Source organism: Prevotella sp. oral taxon 299 str. F0039 (assembly GCF_000163055.2).
In the GTDB taxonomy this organism is placed as follows: Bacteria; Bacteroidota; Bacteroidia; order Bacteroidales; family Bacteroidaceae; genus Prevotella.
Genome location: NC_022124.1, coordinates 328,508 through 348,286, shown reverse-complemented (window position 1 = coordinate 348,286; position 19,779 = coordinate 328,508). Strand labels below are relative to the sequence as shown.

General features: G+C 35.2%; 12 protein-coding genes. 5 read left to right on the top strand and 7 right to left on the bottom strand.

The annotated features are described in order from the left end of the window. Positions 1–603: 603 nt before the first annotated feature. Positions 604–1,098, bottom strand: a complete 495-nt coding sequence (gene fldA, locus HMPREF0669_RS01350; protein WP_009228956.1) for a flavodoxin FldA — start codon at positions 1,096–1,098, stop codon at positions 604–606. Between the two features lie 503 nt (positions 1,099–1,601). Between fldA and HMPREF0669_RS01345 the strand changes: the two genes are divergently transcribed. The 3 genes from HMPREF0669_RS01345 (at position 1,602) to HMPREF0669_RS01335 (ending at position 7,622) form a co-directional block, all read left to right on the top strand. Beyond that, positions 1,602–4,835 carry a SusC/RagA family TonB-linked outer membrane protein gene (locus tag HMPREF0669_RS01345; protein ID WP_020967918.1) on the top strand — a complete coding sequence of 1,078 codons (3,234 nt, stop codon included), beginning with the start codon at positions 1,602–1,604 and terminating at the stop codon, positions 4,833–4,835. A 29-nt stretch (positions 4,836–4,864) separates the two neighbouring features. Then, complete coding sequence (locus HMPREF0669_RS01340; RefSeq protein ID WP_009228954.1) at positions 4,865–6,325, top strand: RagB/SusD family nutrient uptake outer membrane protein; 1,461 nt, start codon at positions 4,865–4,867, stop codon at positions 6,323–6,325. A gap of 76 nt (positions 6,326–6,401) precedes the next feature. Beyond that, positions 6,402–7,622, top strand: a complete 1,221-nt coding sequence (locus HMPREF0669_RS01335; protein ID WP_009228953.1) for a hypothetical protein — start codon at positions 6,402–6,404, stop codon at positions 7,620–7,622. Between the two features lie 183 nt (positions 7,623–7,805). Here HMPREF0669_RS01335 and HMPREF0669_RS01330 read toward each other — a convergent pair whose 3' ends face one another. The 5 genes from HMPREF0669_RS01330 to HMPREF0669_RS01310 all read right to left on the bottom strand — a co-directional run bounded on the left by HMPREF0669_RS01330 (position 7,806) and on the right by HMPREF0669_RS01310 (position 14,696). Further along, positions 7,806–9,350: a DUF438 domain-containing protein gene (locus tag HMPREF0669_RS01330; protein WP_009228952.1), complete on the bottom strand. Its 1,545-nt coding sequence runs from the start codon at positions 9,348–9,350 to the stop codon at positions 7,806–7,808. A 384-nt stretch (positions 9,351–9,734) separates the two neighbouring features. Beyond that, positions 9,735–10,907 carry a mechanosensitive ion channel family protein gene (locus tag HMPREF0669_RS01325; RefSeq protein ID WP_009228950.1) on the bottom strand — a complete coding sequence of 391 codons (1,173 nt, stop codon included), beginning with the start codon at positions 10,905–10,907 and terminating at the stop codon, positions 9,735–9,737. Positions 10,908–10,954: 47 nt separating this feature from the next. Then, on the bottom strand, positions 10,955–12,226 hold the full coding sequence (dacB, locus tag HMPREF0669_RS01320; RefSeq protein WP_009228949.1) for a D-alanyl-D-alanine carboxypeptidase/D-alanyl-D-alanine-endopeptidase: 1,272 nt from the start codon (positions 12,224–12,226) through the stop codon (positions 10,955–10,957). After that, positions 12,213–12,626 carry a PH domain-containing protein gene (locus tag HMPREF0669_RS01315; RefSeq protein WP_009228948.1) on the bottom strand — a complete coding sequence of 138 codons (414 nt, stop codon included), beginning with the start codon at positions 12,624–12,626 and terminating at the stop codon, positions 12,213–12,215. Before HMPREF0669_RS01315 ends, dacB begins: the two co-directional genes overlap by 14 nt. 270 nt (positions 12,627–12,896) lie before the next feature. Then, positions 12,897–14,696, bottom strand: coding sequence for a T9SS-dependent choice-of-anchor J family protein (locus HMPREF0669_RS01310; RefSeq protein ID WP_009228947.1), 1,800 nt, complete (start codon positions 14,694–14,696; stop codon positions 12,897–12,899). Between the two features lie 644 nt (positions 14,697–15,340). Between HMPREF0669_RS01310 and HMPREF0669_RS10345 the strand changes: the two genes are divergently transcribed. Both HMPREF0669_RS10345 and HMPREF0669_RS01305 read left to right on the top strand, forming a co-directional pair. Beyond that, positions 15,341–15,502: a hypothetical protein gene (locus tag HMPREF0669_RS10345; protein WP_009228945.1), complete on the top strand. Its 162-nt coding sequence runs from the start codon at positions 15,341–15,343 to the stop codon at positions 15,500–15,502. 43 nt (positions 15,503–15,545) lie between these two features. Further along, positions 15,546–17,705 (top strand): hypothetical protein, encoded by a 2,160-nt coding sequence (locus HMPREF0669_RS01305; protein ID WP_020967917.1) that lies wholly within the window; start codon positions 15,546–15,548, stop codon positions 17,703–17,705. A 185-nt stretch (positions 17,706–17,890) separates the two neighbouring features. Here the strand turns inward: HMPREF0669_RS01305 and HMPREF0669_RS01300 are convergent, their stop codons facing one another. After that, positions 17,891–19,648, bottom strand: coding sequence for a GNAT family N-acetyltransferase (locus tag HMPREF0669_RS01300; RefSeq protein WP_020967916.1), 1,758 nt, complete (start codon positions 19,646–19,648; stop codon positions 17,891–17,893). Positions 19,649–19,779: the final 131 nt, after the last annotated feature.

Genomic DNA, 19,779 nt, shown 5'->3' with positions numbered 1-19,779 from the left:
ATAATTATATGAGAAAATTCAAAAAAAAATGCACTTTTTTAATTCACAAATGGAAAAATCAACCACAAAAAGAGTTTCACCTATTTATATTATATAGAGGGAGAATGAAAAAAAGAAAGCACCTATACAATTTTACAAAATACACAATTTTAAAATCAAGATCTTCCGATTCTATTTCTTTCAAAACTTCTTTAGACAACGACCAAACAGACCTCGACTCACAAAAGCTATACAATTAGGACACAAAAGCAACCTTTTTAGGACACAAAAGCATTGCTATTACAAAGCAAAAGGAATTCTTTTACAACACGTCTAAAAACAATCCGTTTGTTAATACGATAAAATGCTGTATATTTCACAAAGAAAGTAGGGAGAAGTTATCAATATAAGTAGGTTATTTATTTTGGGCATTCCTTTTAGACAGTCTAAAAAAATTAACGGCAAATTACAAATATTGTTGTATTACTATCTCCTAAACTAGTAGTGCTTTTGTATAAGAATAACATTGCTATCAAGTAAATCTGAATTTGCATAGAAATCAGGTTTACCAGACAGCAATGATGAAATTATTATATTATTCCACTTATAAAAATCAATATCAGACTACAAAGAGGGTTTTATTTGTTCTAGCCATGCATTGACACGAGGTTCTGTTTTATCATCCTCATTCATCTCATCTAGTGCCAATCCTACAAATTTACCATCGACAACGCTTTCACTATCATCAAAAGTATAATCATCGGCAGATACACCTTCGAGCACATTTGCACCTGCATTGGTTACTGCTTTATAAAGAGCTGCCATACTACCACAGAATGTTTCACTATTATTTTCTGAATCTCCACAAGCAAAGAGAGCAACAGTTTTACCTTTCAAGCCCACTTCTTCAATCACTTTAACTCCATCGAACCAGTCGTCTTGCAACTCTCCTTCACCCCAAGTAGCAGTACCTAAAAGTAAATTTTCATTTTCTTTAATGATGCTTTCATCCATTTCGGTAACATTAATCACATCAACTCCAAGTTTTTCTGCAATGCTTTGAGCGATTGCTTCGCATGTTCCTGTAGAAGAACCATAAATCACTATCGTTTTTTTCATATTTTTTAATTATAAAAGAGTCATAATTTTACGATGCAAAGATAAATATTCTACATCAACGATACTATACCTAAAAATTATAATTTTGATAATACCTATTTATAATTATATACTTAAGTAAGAGAGAGTGTGATACTGCAAATTCGAACATGTACCTACAAAAGGACAAAAACCATTGTGAAAGCATTTGAGGGATATTCGACTCCCTTATTTTTTTGTGAATCATTTACGCTTTAACCCTACCTTTTTATAGGTATAAACTTATTTTTCACTACTCAATTATGAGGATAAGAAAAAGAGTAAAGAAACAAACTCTTTTATATAAAAGGCACCACACAACATTCTAAAATATAAAAAAAATAAAGCCTCATAAAGCATTATTTTGCGTTTCATATTCATTTTCATTGATTTTTTGTTGCGAATTTTCACTTTTATATATAAATTTGCAATAGATTAAAACTACATACACTACTTTTTATCATTATTTAAAAACAAAGAAGCTCATGAAGAAGAACAGAAATCTCATTCTTTTCAAGCACACTAACACCGTAGCTAGAGCCTTGTGCGTATGCTTATCGCTAAGTGCTTCTCCTGTTATTATTTGTGCTCAAACAAACAATACACAGGTTGAAAAAACTCAAAAGCATGTAGAAGGCTATGTGTTAGACAATAACCAACAACCCATTGTAGGTGCCATTGTGCGAGTGGTAGACAAAGACATTGTAGCAACAACTGACCTTCAAGGTTATTTTAGTTTACCAAGTAACATAAAAAAAGCAAAACTTCAAGTGTCTTTCTTAGGCATGAAAACTGTCACTATAGAAGCAACGGAAGACAAAGCTATGCATATAAAACTTGAAGATGCTGCCAATAATATTGGCGAAGTGGTTGTTACTGGTTTTCAAGATGTTCGCCGTCCTCGCATGACTGGTTCTGTTTCGGTTATAAAAAGTAGTGATATTGCCAAAATGGACGTGCGTTCTATGGACCAAGTACTAAGAGGTACAATGTCTGGAGTTGCTACGTCTTATAACGGAAGACCTGGTTCTGATGCCTCAATTCGTATTCGTGGAGCCAATTCAATCACAGGAAGTACAGACCCAATATGGATTGTAGACGGTATGCCTCTTAATGGTATAGCACCAAGTGTTAGTAATAGTAACGACTTACAACGTTTAGTTACCCAAACAGGTATAGGCGATATTGCACCAAGCGACATCGAATCTATCACAGTTTTGAAAGACGCAGCTGCTACAGCTATATATGGAGCACGAGCTGCAAATGGTGTTATTGTGGTGAAAACCAAAAATGGTAGAGAAGGAAAAGCCACTTATAACGCTTCATTATACTATGGTGTAACAGAACGTCCCTACTCAAATATTCGCATGATGAATAGCGAAGAGAAGATAAGATTTGAAAGAGAAATGTTCTTAGATGGAGAATATGACTCGGTAGGACGTGTAGCTTATCTTCTTAACCAAGTAAAAAATGGAGCTGTTACACAAGAAGAAGCAGAGAAAGAAATTGCTTTATTACGCTCACGAAACACCAATTGGTTCAAAGAACTCTATCGTCCTGCTAATACTCAACAAGTAAATTTAAGTTTATCGGGTGGTTCAAAACGCACACAATTCTATAATTCGTTCACCTTTCTCAATCAAAATGGAACAGAGTTAACAAACAATTATAAGCGTATAACCTTTAATAGTAAGTTATATCATCACTTTTCTGATAAGCTAACGCTACAAACGATTTTAGCAACCACTTATCGTAGCGACCGTAGCACTGCATCGGTTATCTCACCTATGCGCTATGCTTACCAAGCAAACCCTTATGAAGACCCTAATGGTTACGATAAGAGTTACGACATAAGGATTAGTCGTTTGCACCCAGGACTTCGTTGGGAAACATTAAATATGAAACGTGAGATGCTAGAAAATCAAAATACTTCACGCTATTTAGGTGCTTCATTAAACGTTAAGTTACAATGGATAACACCACTCGAAGGACTTATCTACACTTCTCAAGCATCACTATCGGTATCTAACACATCGTCAAGAAAAGAAGAGGGAGAAGGAACTTATACCAATATGCGTAATAACTGGGAAGCACAATATGTGCAAGGCAATGAAATTCCAGCAAGCCATGTGCTAGGTTCTCTACGTGAAGGACAATATAATACAGATGCCTACACATGGAGAAACATGCTTTCTTATAATAAGATGATAGGTAACGACCATAGCTTAGAGGTGATGGCGGGACAAGAAATCACATCGAATGTGAATTATAGTTCTTATAATTATTCTCCACAATACGACAAAGTACACCGCATTGTTGGCTTCCCACAAGTGGCACAAGGCACAGATATGTCTCGTTTCCCATTCTCTTGGCTAGGCGGAACTGGCAAATACGAGTCTAAGATGTCTTCATTTTTTGCTAATGCCACTTATTCTTATGCCGATAGATACGTTGTGAACGCATCTGCACGATACGATGGTTCTGACATAATAGGTAACCAAAACCAATTCACTCCTTTATGGAATGTGTCTGGACGCTGGAATATTTACAAAGAAAAGTTCATGGAGAAAGCAAACTACATCAACTTCCTTTCTTTGCGTGTAGGTTATGGATACACGGGTAGTATCGACCATAATGCACTTCCATTTGTTACCATGCAGCTAACAGAAACACGTCCTTATGCAGGCTTAATTGTTCCTACATACTATAAAAATGCCAACCCTAATATTAAATGGCAAACGAAAAAGGACTTTAATATTGGCTTGGAATCGAGCTTATGGGACAATAGAATAACATTCAATGTTAACTATTATAATAATAAGGTAATAGACTTGCTAGATAATAAGTCACTTCCCTACTCTTCTGGTATTAACTCTATTAAACAAAATGTTGCCAATTTGGTGAACCGTGGTTGGGAGTTTGACTTAGGGTTTACACCAGTTAGAACTAGAGATTTTGAATGGACACTACGTGGTAACATAAGCTTTAATAAGAATATTATCACCAAAACATTCTATCAAGATTTCAAACAAGTGCCACAAAAAAGCTCTCTTCTATCTGAAAACGACAATGTGTACATCCAAGGTTACTCTGTTGGAGCATGGTTAGGATACGACTTTGCAGGCATAGACCCTAACACTGGCCATACATTAGCTTATGCTGAAGATGGTTCAAAGGTAGATATGGATATGTTTAACAATAAGACTTTGGCACTTAAACGTCCACCTATGCACTATTTAGGAGAAAGCAATCCTACCACAACAGGTGGTTTCTCTACTGAATTTAGATACAAACAATGGGAATTAAATGCTCAGTTTGAATTTCAAGCAGGTCACTTAATACCCACTATTTCAAGTACGATGAACCACAATTATAATTATTCTGGTAATCGTTATATCGCTGATCAATACCGTTGGAGAGCAACTGGTGATGTGGCAGAACGCCCTTATTTAGGCACAAACAACACTGCATACGACCAATACCGCTTCAACACTTCATTAGAAAAAGGCGACTATCTTCGTTGTACCTACACCAGTTTAGGTTATCGTTTAACTGAGGCTTTATGCCAAAAGCTATCTATTCGCAGTGCTCGTATTGCCCTTACAGCAAGTAATCTATTTACTCTTACAAACTTTAAAGGTATCGACCCTGCATCAATGGGCAATCTTAGCTACCCTTCGACCCGTAGTTATAGCATCACTCTGAATGTAGGTTTCTAACAAATAGTTTATTTAATATCCTAAAAAATATGAAGAACAATATTTTAAAATATAAGCTACAAACATTGACTTTACTTGTTTGTACGCTCACATTCTTTAGTAGTTGTAGAGATTTTCTATACGTAGAACCTACCAATCAACTAACAATTAATAGTTTTAGCGATGTAAAACGTTTGTTAGGAGGTAGCTTGAGAAACTATCAAGAAGGAAACAATTATCTATCTGGAGTCCCTAACGTAATAACTTCTTACGATGAATACCTTATTACGAACTTCTACTCTGACGATTGTAATACAGATAAATACCTCGATACATGGATGGGACAAAACAATAAAGGCGACTTTAACAAATCGCTAACATGGAAAAATCCTGATATCCACGAAAGCATTTGGGGTACCTATTATAAGGCTATTGGTTTCTATAACCTTATATTGGCAGAGCTAAAAAAGCACAATACAAGCAATAAAGTTGATGCAGAACGTGTAGAAGGAGAAGCAAGAGTTACAAGAGCTTATTGTTTCTTCCACTTAGTTCAATTGTTTGCTCCTTACACAGACAACCAACTTGGCTTGCCTTTAAATACCGATCCTGATAAAGTTGGCACCTACGATAGTAGAAGACAAACGCAAACAGAAAACTATGCGTTCATCATTTCTGAGTTAGAAACCGCCCTAAACTTCGGTGCAACACCAGAGCCTGAATACAATATTTTCTATAATAAGACATTTATAAAGGGTCTTTTAGCCCAAGTTTATTTATACAAAGCAGCTTCAGGAGCTAAGGATAATAATGATTATGCTAAGGCTTCTCAATATGCAAAAGAAGTCTTGGCAAGTGGAATTACCTTTAATGATATTAAAACAACACCTGATAAAGCAGACGACTTTGGCGTTTTAGCATCTAAGAAGTTTGCTCCTTTAATGTTTTTATATAGCGATGGTCAGAAATTACAAGACATTGTAGGTAACAATAACTACGGATTACCTCAATATCCTTCTGACGATTTGTATGCTCTTTACACCGATAATGATCTTCGTAAAAAAGAGTTTTTTACCGAAGGAAAAGGTATAATAAAATTTGAAAGCGATTTCCCTTGGTCATATATTCGCTTTAATCTATGCTCAGGTGCAGAAATGAAACTCATTATTGCAGAAGCAGAAGCACGTCAAGGACATAATGATATAGCCTTAAAAGAGTTAAAAGAGTTTGCCGCTACTCGTTATACAAACTATGTAGAACCTACTCATGCTAATTTATTGCAAAGCATTTTAGACGAAAGACGTAAGGAATTTTGTTTTGAACCCTATATTCGTTGGTTCGATATGCGTCGTTTAGGAGTAGAATTAAGCAGAAAACCCCGCAACAAGCAAGAAGATCCTAAAGCTTATAAACTCGCAAAAGACGATTTTAGATACACTATGCCCATCCCTAAAAAGGGTGAATTAAAAGACAATAATATTGACCAAAATCCTGGATGGAATAATTTTTAAACCTTCCCATCTTGCATTTCATTGTAAAAAGACAACTATCAATAAAATGTAAATGGTTTAATAACACATAGCAATTATGACAAATAACACATTTGTTTCTGCGCTTTTGCGCTATAAAATTCAATGGCTAAGTGCCAGTTTGGTAGCCTTTGTATCATTATTTTCAAGCTGTAACAGAGAAGAAAGCTTTCTTGAGCCTACAAGAATTGGTGAAGATAAGATTACACGCTTTGAGATTTATCCCAATTCGTTAACCTTAAATGCCGACGGAACAAGTAAACTTAAATTCTTAGTGAAATGTTTTTATAAGGTAGACTCAACAGAAGTACAGATGTTAGACGACCGAGTTCCAGTAGATAAAATTGTAGTTACAAGCTCAGATGGTAGAAGTTTTAATGTGAATGAGGCTTTCTCAACTACAGCAAAAACCGATTCTGTGAGTTTTACTGCCACTTGTAATAACCTAAAATCTGCAAAAGTGTCGGTGGCTTTACGTCAACCACAAGAGTTAAACCTAACTCCTTTAAAAATTCCTGTAGTATTTGTATCTCTTTACAACGAGAAAACAAAACTGCAAATGGAGTCGGTTACACCTCATCTCTTAAAGCAAATGATTGAACATGCTAACCAAGCATTTGCAGGAGTAAATGGTCAGGCGCCTAATGGTTGTGATGCTAAAATGGAATTCTACATGAAAGAATATAAAACCATTAAGCTATCAGACGAAGAACATGAAGAGATTACAAAGTATATTCAAAAGAATTTACTAAAAGGAGCAGACAAAGTGGTTTATGTTTGGTTAATGAATGCGGTGCCATATTGGAAGATGAATGAAACCAAAGTACACCCCGAATACACTTTTGGAGACCCTAAAGACATTCCTGGCATTGAGTTTGAAAAGATAAATACATTAGCAGACATCACCAATTTGGAACCTCAAGAGGCAGGAATCCCAATGGCTTTTGCAGATGTTTTTCAGCAAGGAACGGGTTATGCATCAAGAGATTTTGAACGTATGCTAGGTAGATTTTATGGTTTATTGCCCACAGCTATCAATTCATCTCTATACAAAGGTGAAAAGGATGTTGACTACTGCGAAGACACCTACTCGTTCTTTAAAGATGATGGAAGTATTGAAAAGAAGTCTATTCCTTTATATAAGAATGGTCCAAGCTACTTCTTTAACTCATATAACATCATGGATGAACACTCAACAAATACTTCTGTGAGCGTAGATCAAGTGAAACGCATTCGACAAGTGATTAAAGATTGTCCTTATCGCCAACAACACGACTAATAAGTAGAATGTCTAAGTCAGGCCAAAGCCTCTACTTGACATTCCTATACAACAAAAAAGAAGTGATGGATACAATATTATCCATCACTTCTTTTTGGGCTTTAAGCAAATGGGTAGGCTGTTATTCATTCCATATATAATAAAGTGTAGCCATCGCCCATCATCATTTCACAAAAGAAATACTTACTTTTCTAATTCGCTTTTAATTATTTCTTTAATTCCTTGTATTAGTCTTTCTTGCGAAATACCGCTCTTTTCACTCATCATTTTCACGTCTGCACGAGCCGCAATAATCTTTCCTAAAGGACTATTGAGCATGCGGAATTGAGATGATATTTCTATTAATCTTTTCTTTAAGAAAGGATATTGTTTTAAAAGCGTTTTGAGTTTGGTATCTCCATCAATTGTAACTTCAGTATCATCAGCAACAGTTTGCTCCTCAGAGTCGTGTTCTTCTTCCTTCACTTCTTCTTTTGGAGCCTCATTTGCCCATGTTAAAAGGGTTTGACTACCTTCCATTTCACGGATATGAGTGCAGTCTTGCATCATTTCTAACACGCCTCTAAAACGTCCTTGGTCATCTCTTACCGCCACATAAACGATGTATAAGAATAAACCTGGCTTGTTAATCCAAAACTCAGCCTTACTTTGTTCGCCACTTCTAAGCTTGTCTATCACCTCACGAACAATGTGTGCGCTTTTCTTTGGGTGACAATTCATAACCTCACGACCTATCACATTCTTGCTACGAGGGAAGATTCTGTGGTCGGTATCGCTATAAAAACAAACCAATTCGTTTTCGTCTACATACGAAATGTCGATAGGAAGATGCTTGTATATCAAGTTAATTTGTTCAAGAGTTAACTTTCCTGTGGTTACATTTAGCTTCTCTTCACCTCCCACGCTATATCCATATTTGTTCAACAAGGCTTGCAAATCTTGTGCAAAGCCATCTACTTGTTGGTTCGAAGTGGTGCTGGTTTCTTTCTTAGGAGTATGTTCTACGGTGAAGAAAGCAAAACCAATTTCTTGATCACCCAATTTCATATCCTCATATTCTGCCTCGTTTATCAAAGCCATCGATGTGGGATATAAAATCACTTCTTCTTTATGCATCAAGTCACGACCATAGCTTAGTAACTCTTCCTGCTTGGCAATGAATTGCTCTTCCTTACCTTCTTCGAGCAATTGTTCCGACTCTCGAATGATATCTCTCACAAAATCATCGAAGGTCCACATCACCGTTGTAGGACGTGTAAAACCCTTTTGTTCTAAAACAGGATACAACTGATTTTGCTTGCGTTTAAAGTGTGTGGGATATTTACTAATCTTTTCGTATAGCCCTAACCATTGATTTTTAATCATTGGATATTGAATAAGATCTTCAACAGCCAACAACAGTTTGCGCATTTCATCGTTTTCACGATAATATTGTGCTATAGGATGGTCAGAAGGTAATTCAGGACGAGAGTAATCCATAAAATCATCGAGCAATTCAAGCGTCTTTTTCATGTTCACTCTAATACATTCGTGGTCATCTTCTTCAACCATTGTTTGTTCAATTAGGGCAATATGAAAAGGTTTAATCTTTCCAACTTGCTCTCTAAACATATCTTTTGCTTGTTCAAGAGTAAGCTTTCCTGTTTCGTATAACTCTTCTATTTCGAGAATTTTGTCAAGTTTATCTTGCTCAATTTGTGGCAAGTTAGCTTTCATTTTATTTTCCATTTGTATCTTGTTTTATTCTATTTCTTATTGTTCTTTTCGACATCTTCAATGCCGTTTCATTCTTATTGCTTACAAATATACGAATATCTATCAAGCAATAAAGTAACAAATGTTACTTTTGCAAGTTAATTTGTATTAAGAACAGAAATGAGATAGGAAACAAAGAGACAACCATTAAGAAAAAAGAAAAGCAAATTGGTTGTAAGATAGATTTTTAGCTAGAACTAATAACATAGTTTTTGCAGCATAAAAGCTATGTTATTAGTCTGTAAAAGCATTGACATTGCTAGCTAAAAGCATTGTTTATAAAAAGAGGACAGATAAAAATAAAGACACAAGTTCATTGAGCCTGTGTCTTTATTGAGTTATAGATAAGTTGAACCTTTATTCATTTTGATTGGGATATTGCTGATAGATGGTAAGTTTAAACTCATTAGCCATAGCATAACACCATTCCATTATCTCTGCCAAGGTGTGTTCGTAGTGCACCGATTCATCATTCTTAACAAAGAAAAGAAATCCAAGAGGCAAGCCAGATTGTGTGGCTTCAACTTCTCTCACCAATACACCCATATCGGGAACCACATCTTTTCTACTCGAAATATAACGTTCGATGTATTGACGATAGAGTGCAATGTTAATGTGGTTACCTTTTAATTCTTCTTCAGTGAAAAGCTCTTTTGAGATAAGAGCTTGTTTTTGCTCATCAGAAACAAAGCCAATACTTCTAAAATCAAAGTAAACCAATCGAGTTACACGACGTCCTGAACCTGCTTTCATACTTCTCCAGTTTTGGAAAGAACCATTAACCAAAGCTGTAGGAGTTACCGTTACGGTTGTATTGTCAAAGTTTCTAACCTTCACTGTCGTTAAAGCTACGTCCTCAACAATACCATCTGCCGCTGTACCAGGAACGGTAATCCAGTCGCCAATGCGTACCATTTCATTGCTGTTGAGGCGAATTCCTGCCACAAGACCTTGTATCGTATCTTGAAATACCAACATCAATATGGCAGAAGTAGCACCCAGTCCAGCTAGAAGTGTTAAGGGATTCTTATTAAACAAGGTGGCAATAATAACAATTGCAGCTAAGAAAAACAAAACAATACGAACCACGCCCAAGAACGATTTAGCATAAAGTTGCATCTTAGATCCCTTCTTTGTTTTCGTTGTTTCAATAGATTTAATGATGGCAAGCAACAATTTCACCACCATAACACATATATACACGGCTGTAAGTCGGGCAACAATGTCTTTTAAAGTGGCATGTTGAAACACAACCAAAGGTAACAATTGCCAAATAACAACAGCAGGAATGATTTCACAAAACGTGTGTAGAACGTTATCATTAAATAGTATGTTGCCCCATTTAGCAGGTGTTTTTGAGGTTATTTTCTGTATAATAGGACGAATGATGTGCCACCCTGCCCATCCAGAAAACCACGAAAGAAATATTGCAATAATAAAAAATAATACATAACGAATAGGCACAACGCTTGCACCATGAATGCCTATTAGTTCGATAAGTTGCTCTACAAAGTCTTTTATTTCATTCATTTTGATTTGAATATTATTAATTTGAAAATATAATTAGTATTTCTTATTTATGGAGAACATAACACTTCGCATACTTTATTTTGAAAAGTACGTCCACTTGAATTATGAATTATTCCTTGATTGATGATGGCAAAACACAAAACATGCCCATTAGTTGCAGTGCAATAGCCTGCAAGTGAGCTAACACCAGTTAAGGTTCCTGTTTTAGCATGTACATTACTTATAGTATATTGGCCCTGCATTCTTTTCTTTAAAGTGCCATCTATGCCCGCAGAAGGCAGCGAAGGGTCGAGATGTCTGAATATGTTCTTATTGTTATAAGCATATTTTAGGAATTCAATCTCAAGCTCAGCACTTACATAGTTATATAAAGATAGACCCGAACCATCAACAATTTTGTATTTATTGGGATCTTTTCGTAACTTAGTTATCAACTGTTTAATCACCATCCGTGCATCTTTAGCCGATGAAGGACGCTTTCCTGCACTACTTGCCAATTGATAAAACATTGCCTCTGCATACAGGTTATTACTATCTTTCATCATCTTCATCAGTACTTGGTCTATCGTATGAAATCTACTCTCAACCTGAACAGCTTCGTAAGGCTTTGTTCCCAACTCACAACCCATCGTTACTGTGATACCAGCTTCTTGTAAAAAGTGCATTAAACGATCCATAAATCGGTCTTTTCCACCTATCAATAAAGGTGTAAGCGTGGGGTTATCATCATCCCAACACCAGCCTTCTCCCCATTTATCGGCATCTTTCATCGACGTATCTGCAAAGACATAACCTGCAATAGTATCTATTTCTAGTTCCTTAATACTATTGACAAAGGCATGCATATCATCGTTATTAAACATCGGATCAAAACCTCCGACACAATAAATATTACCCTTTAATACTCTATTCTCAACATTTCCCGTCTTCCATAACGAAGTTTTAAACTGATAACTACCACCAAGTTTATCTAAAGCAGTAATGGCAGTGATGAGTTTCATTGTTGAAGCGGGGCGCAAAAGCTGTTTCTCATTAAACTGAAAGATCGTAGAATCGGCAGTAATATCATATACCATCATTCCCACTTGAGATGTTTTAAACATCTTATTATTAAGTAGTTCCTGAAGTTGAACTTGTTTATTAATGGGCCAAGGCTGTGCAACACTATCCTCTAAACTTGTAGAAATAGCGATAGAGTCAAGTTCAGATAATTCAATTTGCTGTTCTTTTACCTCATTATCTATCTGCGCAAAGATATGAAGAGGAAGTAAAAATAAAATAAAAATGACAGAGTAGAGACGACAATTAATCTTCTTCATTTTTATAATTTGTATTCTTTCGTTTATAAAATTCATTGATAAATAATTCGGGATGCTGTGGTTGTATTCCAATGTATTGTTTGTTTTCTGTTTCAATAATAAGCGAAGTAATGAGTCCAAAACATATCTTATGGGTCGATATCTTATTGACTTGCGCAAAAGAAACAATTTTCTTGCGATAAAAACGTCCGTGATTGATCTCTAAGAACTCCTGGTTATCAATTGTTTTAAACGTATAACTGCTATTGATAATATAGTTCATTATAAAGAGAGCGAATAGTGCAAACAACGCTCCCACAATGGCTTTTTGTTGCCAAAACATATAAAAAGCAAATCCACTTGTTAGAAATATTGCAATTTTGGCTTGCCAATTAAATTGTTGTTGAAATGTTCTATTCATACGATACTCATTTTATTGTGTTGCCAACAATTATCTATTGGCAATAAAACAATGGGTGCAAAGTTACAAAAAAAATAGAAAGCATACTATTTATAACTTATTATTAAAAATAAAGGAGTTAAGAATGGTTTGTAAGAACATTGTGAAAAGCCCGAATTAGGGAGAAAATAAAAAGACTTTACAGCAGTTTTGCCGTAAAGTCTTTCACCTATTGGTCTCTTAGAGATTCGGATATTTGAAGAAAAAAATCTTCAGATTAAAGTTATTTGTTTAGTTGACTCTTACTTTAAAGGTTGTGTCTTTGGTTCTTACAATATAAATTCCACGTTGAAGTTTTGCCTTTAATTCATCAATGTTGTTGTTATTTGTTCTAGTTACTACATTCCCGTTAAGATCATATACCACAGCCTCTAAGTCGAGAGTAGGCACGTCTGAAATCGCTGTAACATCTCCATTTAGCGCAACAAGCTCAACATATTGGTCGGCAGCACCACGAGATGTAAGCTTAATAGTTGCGAAATGCACACCTTTCACATTAGATTTGAAAGTAACAGAGAAAGATCCACCTTCTTTAGGAAGCTCTGTTGCAGATAATTTAAACTTGCTTTTATGGCGTCCCGACAATGTTAGTTTAACGGGTTCTTTGGTGTTTTTTGTTGTAACTTGAATTTCGTTGAAACTCTTTTGCACACCTAATGAGGTAGTAACTTCAAACTTTAGGGCCGAAGGAGTTATCACTGGAAGGTCTGTTCTACCAAAAGATATGTCGTCAATAAAATAAGTTGCAGAGCTGGTTGCACCTCTTGTACCTACGAAACCAAATCCGATGAAGAACACATCTTTAAGAGGTAGGTCTGTAAAATCAATATGATATTCTTTCCATTCACCCGATTCATCTTTTGTGTTAGGTATCTTAAAGCCTCCTATTGGTAACTTTTCTATTTTATTGTCCACCTTTTCTATATAATAAACCCTTAAAGTATCAGTCATATTATCTTGTAACAGGTCACCTCTTAAACGGATAGTAAAGATTTTAGAAGCGGCATTTTTAAAGTCGAGAGCAGGTGTTACAAGAAGCATTTCACAAGGAGTTTCTGATCCATATTCCACTTTTGAGTCGAAACCAGTTACCTTTGCCACCTCTTCATCTGGTGTTTTGTCGTAACTTAGCGTTTTAAATCCCCACCAAGCTCTTGTTCCTTTGGTTGCATTGTTCACCCAGCCTTTCAATACAAGTGGCTTATTTTTAGGTTGATTGCTGAATGTTTCGTTCAAAACTAGAAGCGGATTAGATGTGTCTAACACCAATTCAGTTCCCTCTTTCTCCACAACTTGCGATGTAGCTGTTGCTCTTCCCACAAGCGGTATGCGTACATCTTGTCCGCCATAGGTGTGGAATACAATCGTATCTTTATACTCTCCTGCCTTAAGAGGAGCAAAAGTAACAACAAGTCTACCAGGAGAATTGCGGTAGATAGATGCACTGCTCACCTTAAAAACATTCTTCTGAGTTGGATAAACCTGTATGTTTTCAGCCAAATGTTGCGAAGTTATATTGATAGTTTGTGTAATTGTCTTCTTTTCTTCGCATGTAAATGTTTCTAAAGTCTGTGGAGTAACAGTGAATGTTGGTGGATTGTTTTTATCAATAGAAATACCTTCTATAGCAATAGTCGTTGATGCCTCGGGCAAAGAAGGACAGTCTATAATGATTGTAGCTTTGTGACTTTTTACCTTTTGTGGTTTGTAATTCACCTTAACATCTTGTTCCCATGTTCCAAGAGGAAGGGTTGTCTTTTCTAAAATAAAGTTAGTTCTATCTGCACCAGTAAGCTCTAAGTTCACTACAGATGTAATATTGGTTGCTTTTATGTGTAGGGTTGTAACCAAAGAAGATTCTCCAACGAATCCTTCGACACGCTTAATTGGTTTGTGAGTGATCACTAATGAGCCTTTTTCGTTAGCCTCTTGCTCTGTAAGTGGCAATGTGTGGCGTTGTGTTGGCGTTGCAACAACGGGTAAAAATGTTAGTAGAGAACCTACAAGAAAGGGTAAAAATCTTTTCTTCATAAGCAAAATAATTTGTAATTGTTAGTAAATGATTCTTAATAGAAATGCAATTGTGAACAAGTCACTCTTTCTTTGCTTTTTATTACATCAAAGTTCACCATTTATTATCATATAAATAATATTATTAAGAACTCTTTCTTCTGCATTAAAAGTTTCTATTCATTCGCAAATATATGTATTTTTATTTATTCTAAAACATTAATGCTCAAAAATATTTCAATTTATTTGTTTTTATTTGTTATGTTGAATTTATATACACATTTTATTCAATAATCTTTCAGTTTATAGTTTTCCTTTTAAAAACATTAAAATCATAAGGTTCAAAGGCAACATCTTAAGGTTGATATATATCAAAAAAAAACACCAATTCGCAACAAATTATTTTCTCAGAGTATCTTTTTACAAAGTTTATATTGTACTTTTGTCCGCCCTTAAACTCCATAAGATGTTTTTGGGGAAAGAAGAAAAATCAAGCAGAATGGATTAAAACAGCATATAAAACAATTAGCTTTTGGGAAATAATCTCAATATCAGAATCATTTACTATAATAATTATTTAAGCAGAAAATATAACACGTTAAAATATAAGAACACAATGAGCGTAATTCATTATGTTTATGATAAAGAAATAAAACTCAAAATTTATGAAGAGAAATTATATTAAACCTTGTACGTTAAAACTAAAATTTGATACAGGAACAAACTTTATGACGAATAGTCTTGGTTCAAATGCTCACGAAGGATTTGTTCCTAGCGCAGATAAACCTGTAGTAGAAGATGCAAGTGACGATGATTCACCCTTCTAATAAAGTAATTATATTCAAATAAGAAACTATAAAATAGACATAAATGAAAAAAATAATATCTTTTTTATTATGCGGAAGCATGGTTTTCGGTGCGGTCTCTTGTTCTAATGACTATGGAGTTTTCGATCAAAACACGCAAAGTGAAAATCTTGTAGACCTTTCATTCTTTAGTAAAGACGGACATTCTATAACAAGAACTGCCCTTGCTACTGATGGTAGCAGCGTGATTTGGAATGCAAACGATGTTATTGGCATTGGTTATCAAGGAACTCCCGGAAATAAAACAAAGCCCTTTAAAACCTCAAAGAATGGTAACGTAGCGCGTTTCTATGGTAAAGCAGAGGATAACAAATCCGCTTATTTTGCCATATATCCTTACCAAGAAACAGGAAAAATAGAATATATTTCACCTACAAAAGCAAAATTTGAATATACACTTTCAAACACACAAAAGGCTATTGCCAAGACTTTCGATCCACAAGCAAACCCATCGGTGGCTCTAATTCCAAAACCAGAAGAAAGCTTTACTGCCTATAATTTAGGTGGATTACTTAAGTTCAAAATCAAAGGTTCTTCAAATGTGAAGCAAGTTACATTGAATTCGATTAATCAAGAACCTCTTTCTGGAAGTTTCAAGTCGGAAGTTGAATTTGATAACAACAAGGCTATATCAACATTAAAGAATATAGTTGAGTCAGGTTCTCCTGTTCTTACATACAAGCCTGAAGCAGGTTCTTTTGCAGAAGCCACTGATTATTATGTAGCTTTACCTGTAACTACACTTCAAAAAGGTTTAACTTTGGCTTTTATTTTAGAAAATGGTAAAGTAGTACAAGCTAAGGTTCGATCAGAAATTGCTATCAAACGTGGTGAAATAAAGGACTTAGGTGAGATTACAGTAGATGAAAGTAAGGCTAAAGACCATATATTAAAAAATACTGCATTGATTGATGCTATCGCTGAACGTGTACCTGATTTAGTTAGAGATGCAGATGGAAAAGTTAATATATACAATGCAGACAACTTTGAAAAAATTCTTTCTTACAAAGGAGAATTAAAGATAGAGAATCAAGACAAACTAACTTCTATCGACGAGTTGCAATACTATCGTAATATAACCGAAGTTAAATTATTAAATAATAAAAATCTTACAGGTAAGTTAGACTTCAAAAAATCTCCTCAATTAGTTAAAGTTACGGTAGAGAATAGTCCTCTTGTAACCTCTATTGACATCACTGGACTTGAGAAGATTACTAGACTTTATGCTAATCATTTAAATGGAATGACTGATGCATTTATTAAAGGTAATAAAAATCTTGAGTATATTGAACTTCACCATAACGAAATATTGAAAGAAGTAGATGTAAGACACTTACCTGAATTAAAAACACTTATAACTGATCATAATCCTCAAATAACTGTTATTCACACAGAAGGTTCACCCAAATTAGACAAACTTAATGCTATGAATGATAAAGGTGTTACTTCTATACCCGGACTAAGTGAAAATCCACAGCTTGCTGAATTCTATGCAGATGAGATTAAATTAGAATCAATAGACTTTAGTCATAATCCTAAATTGCGCCAAGTTCAAATAAACAATTCAAAAACATTGAAAAAAATTATAGGTTTAACTGCTACAGGTGCAAATCTAATTGGTTTAAGACTACATAGTACATCTATAACAAGTTTAGATATTTCTAAGAATACATCTTTGGAACAGCTTGTATTAAAAGATTCTAAAATAGCAAGTTTAGATGTATCTAATAACACTAAACTAAAAGAGCTTGCTTTAGAACGAACATCAATAGCAAGTTTAGATGTATCTCGTAACACTGAATTAGAAAAACTTTATACAGAAAAAGCACAACTAACTCAGCTTAATATTAGTGCAAATACAAAGCTAAAAGAGTTGAAATCATCTCTCAATCCTATAACAACATTCGTATTAGGAGATAACACTGCGCTTACATATCTCGATATTTCGAGTTGCAAACTTAGCACTATTGACATAACAAAGCTCACTGCTTTAAAAGAAGTTTATGCTGGAGCACAAACAAATAGTTCTGGTACAGATCAACTAATGACCGTTCATTACACAGCAAGTCAAAAGGCTACTTTAGATGGAAAGATTAACAGTTCAAAAAATAAGCCTGCTGGTCCACAATCTAATAGGAACACCAATTATGTTGTAAAGAACTAATTGATAATCTGTATCGATTATAACATAGAAAATAAAGAGGTAACTTTTAACAGGTTACCTCTTTATTTTTGATTATATATCAATTGAACTTAAAATAAACTCAATTGAATTACTTTTAATATTTATTATTTTTACTATGCAATATCAATGCTTTTTCAAAGCTGTTCTAAAGCCTTTGAAAATCATTAGTTAAGCATCATAGTCATAATAGGTTTGTCGTTACTGAACAAAATGTTAGCCAACTCGTCTATCTTGATAGTTGTTGCGTTGCTAAAAGGCTCATCGGTTTTTATAGCCTTACCATCTTTTACGATGTAATAAGCATTGTTCGAAGGAATATCTCTGTCGCCTTTGATGTGCAACACTTTCTCTTCTTCAGGATAGATACTTGCATATAGCTTCAAAGCCTCGTGTGCATTAATCACCCTAATCATTCCCTTAGCCTCTTTATCCTTAGCCAAATAGTCGCTACCATCAATGCGAACATCTTCTTTTGCAATGTCCCATTGCTCATCGTTATGTAGCAAAATGGTGCTTTGTTGCTGTTGCCAAGCATTCAGTTCGGTGACATTTGCATTTAAAATGTCGAAAGGTAAAGCCACACAATCCATCTTTTCAACATATCCGCACTTAGCATACCAAGTGTATAACCATTCTTCTGCAGGAATAAGCACAGCGAACACCGCTCCTTTATGATAGCTATTGAAATGCGCTTGGTGCATGATGTTGTTGCCAATATTGAGGTTTCGCATTGAAGGTGATGTACAAACGCCACTTATATACACCGTTTTCGCAATTTGATGGTGCCACTTTAGCTGATAAGGAACAGCCTGCAAAGCACCCACCACCTTTTTATTTATTTGGATGGTGTAGTTGTTTTCGTGACTAAACACTCTGTTGAAATACATCTCAACAAACGCTTCTTTGTCGTTAAATACCTCTTTCCACAATTCTTTTGTCTCATTTTTAACATGTTCTTCCTCGTCTTTTGCCACGAAAGGATGACGCTCCATCACCGTATTCTTTTCGAGAATGATATCGGGTTTGTATGAAAGCTTAGCATTTCTAAGTCCTTCTTCTCCCATATCTTCTTCACGATTGATGTAGAAATACTGCTCAGGAAGATGACGAACAAACTCATTATTAATCATAGTAAACGCTCCTTCGTACGACACATCTGCCTTTTCAACACACACATCGAATGTTGTTTGATTGATCGGACAGCCGTATGTAAAGGCAATGAGATTGTTATCTACCCACAGCGTACCGCCAATTAAGCCCAATTCGTCCCAAAATTCAAACGCACGAGTCATCGAACGCAACTCGCTTGCAAGGAGTTCGGGGTTTGAGCCATCGTTGATTGATGCCTCACGCCATTTCTCTTCCAACTTTAAACACTCAGGAATAAGGTCTTTTGTCAATGGCTTATATTCGTAATGAGGGTATAATATCTTGAATTTATTGATGTGGTTACGCTTTCCATGTAGTTTTTTTCCCGACAAAAGAGCCAACTTTTCACGGGTATAAATATAGTCGGCATAATCTCTGTTGGGCTTCATCTCAAACGTGTTAGGCATAAACTGCTCTATAACATCAACCATACAATTGCACACACCCAGCATAAGAAAGGGATGACCCAATGCGTTTGCATCCTCTTTTAAAGCTTTAATCACTTCAATAGAACATGCATCGCAAGGCTTAACACATAGTTTTCCGTCTTCGTTTTCAGTAGGACGAGGAACAGGAAGCATATATGCTAGATGTTGATTGACATAGAATCGGAATACTAAATAGTTATTAACTATTGCCCATTGCGTGTTATATAGGAAACGCCAGCTAATGATGTTAGCGATAGAAAGGTCGCAATTTTGCAGTTCACCATTCAAAGTAAACGATTGAATGGTGTCTTTATCTGCAAGAGTTACATCTTGAAATTTAATCATTTAATTATGTTTTATCGTTGAATGAACTACAAAAATAAGCATTCTTTATTGTCTTTGTGTTGAAAAGAGCATAAAAGAATATTTCAATTGTTGCTGAATGTTAAGATAAAGGCAAAATTGGTGAGCACCTT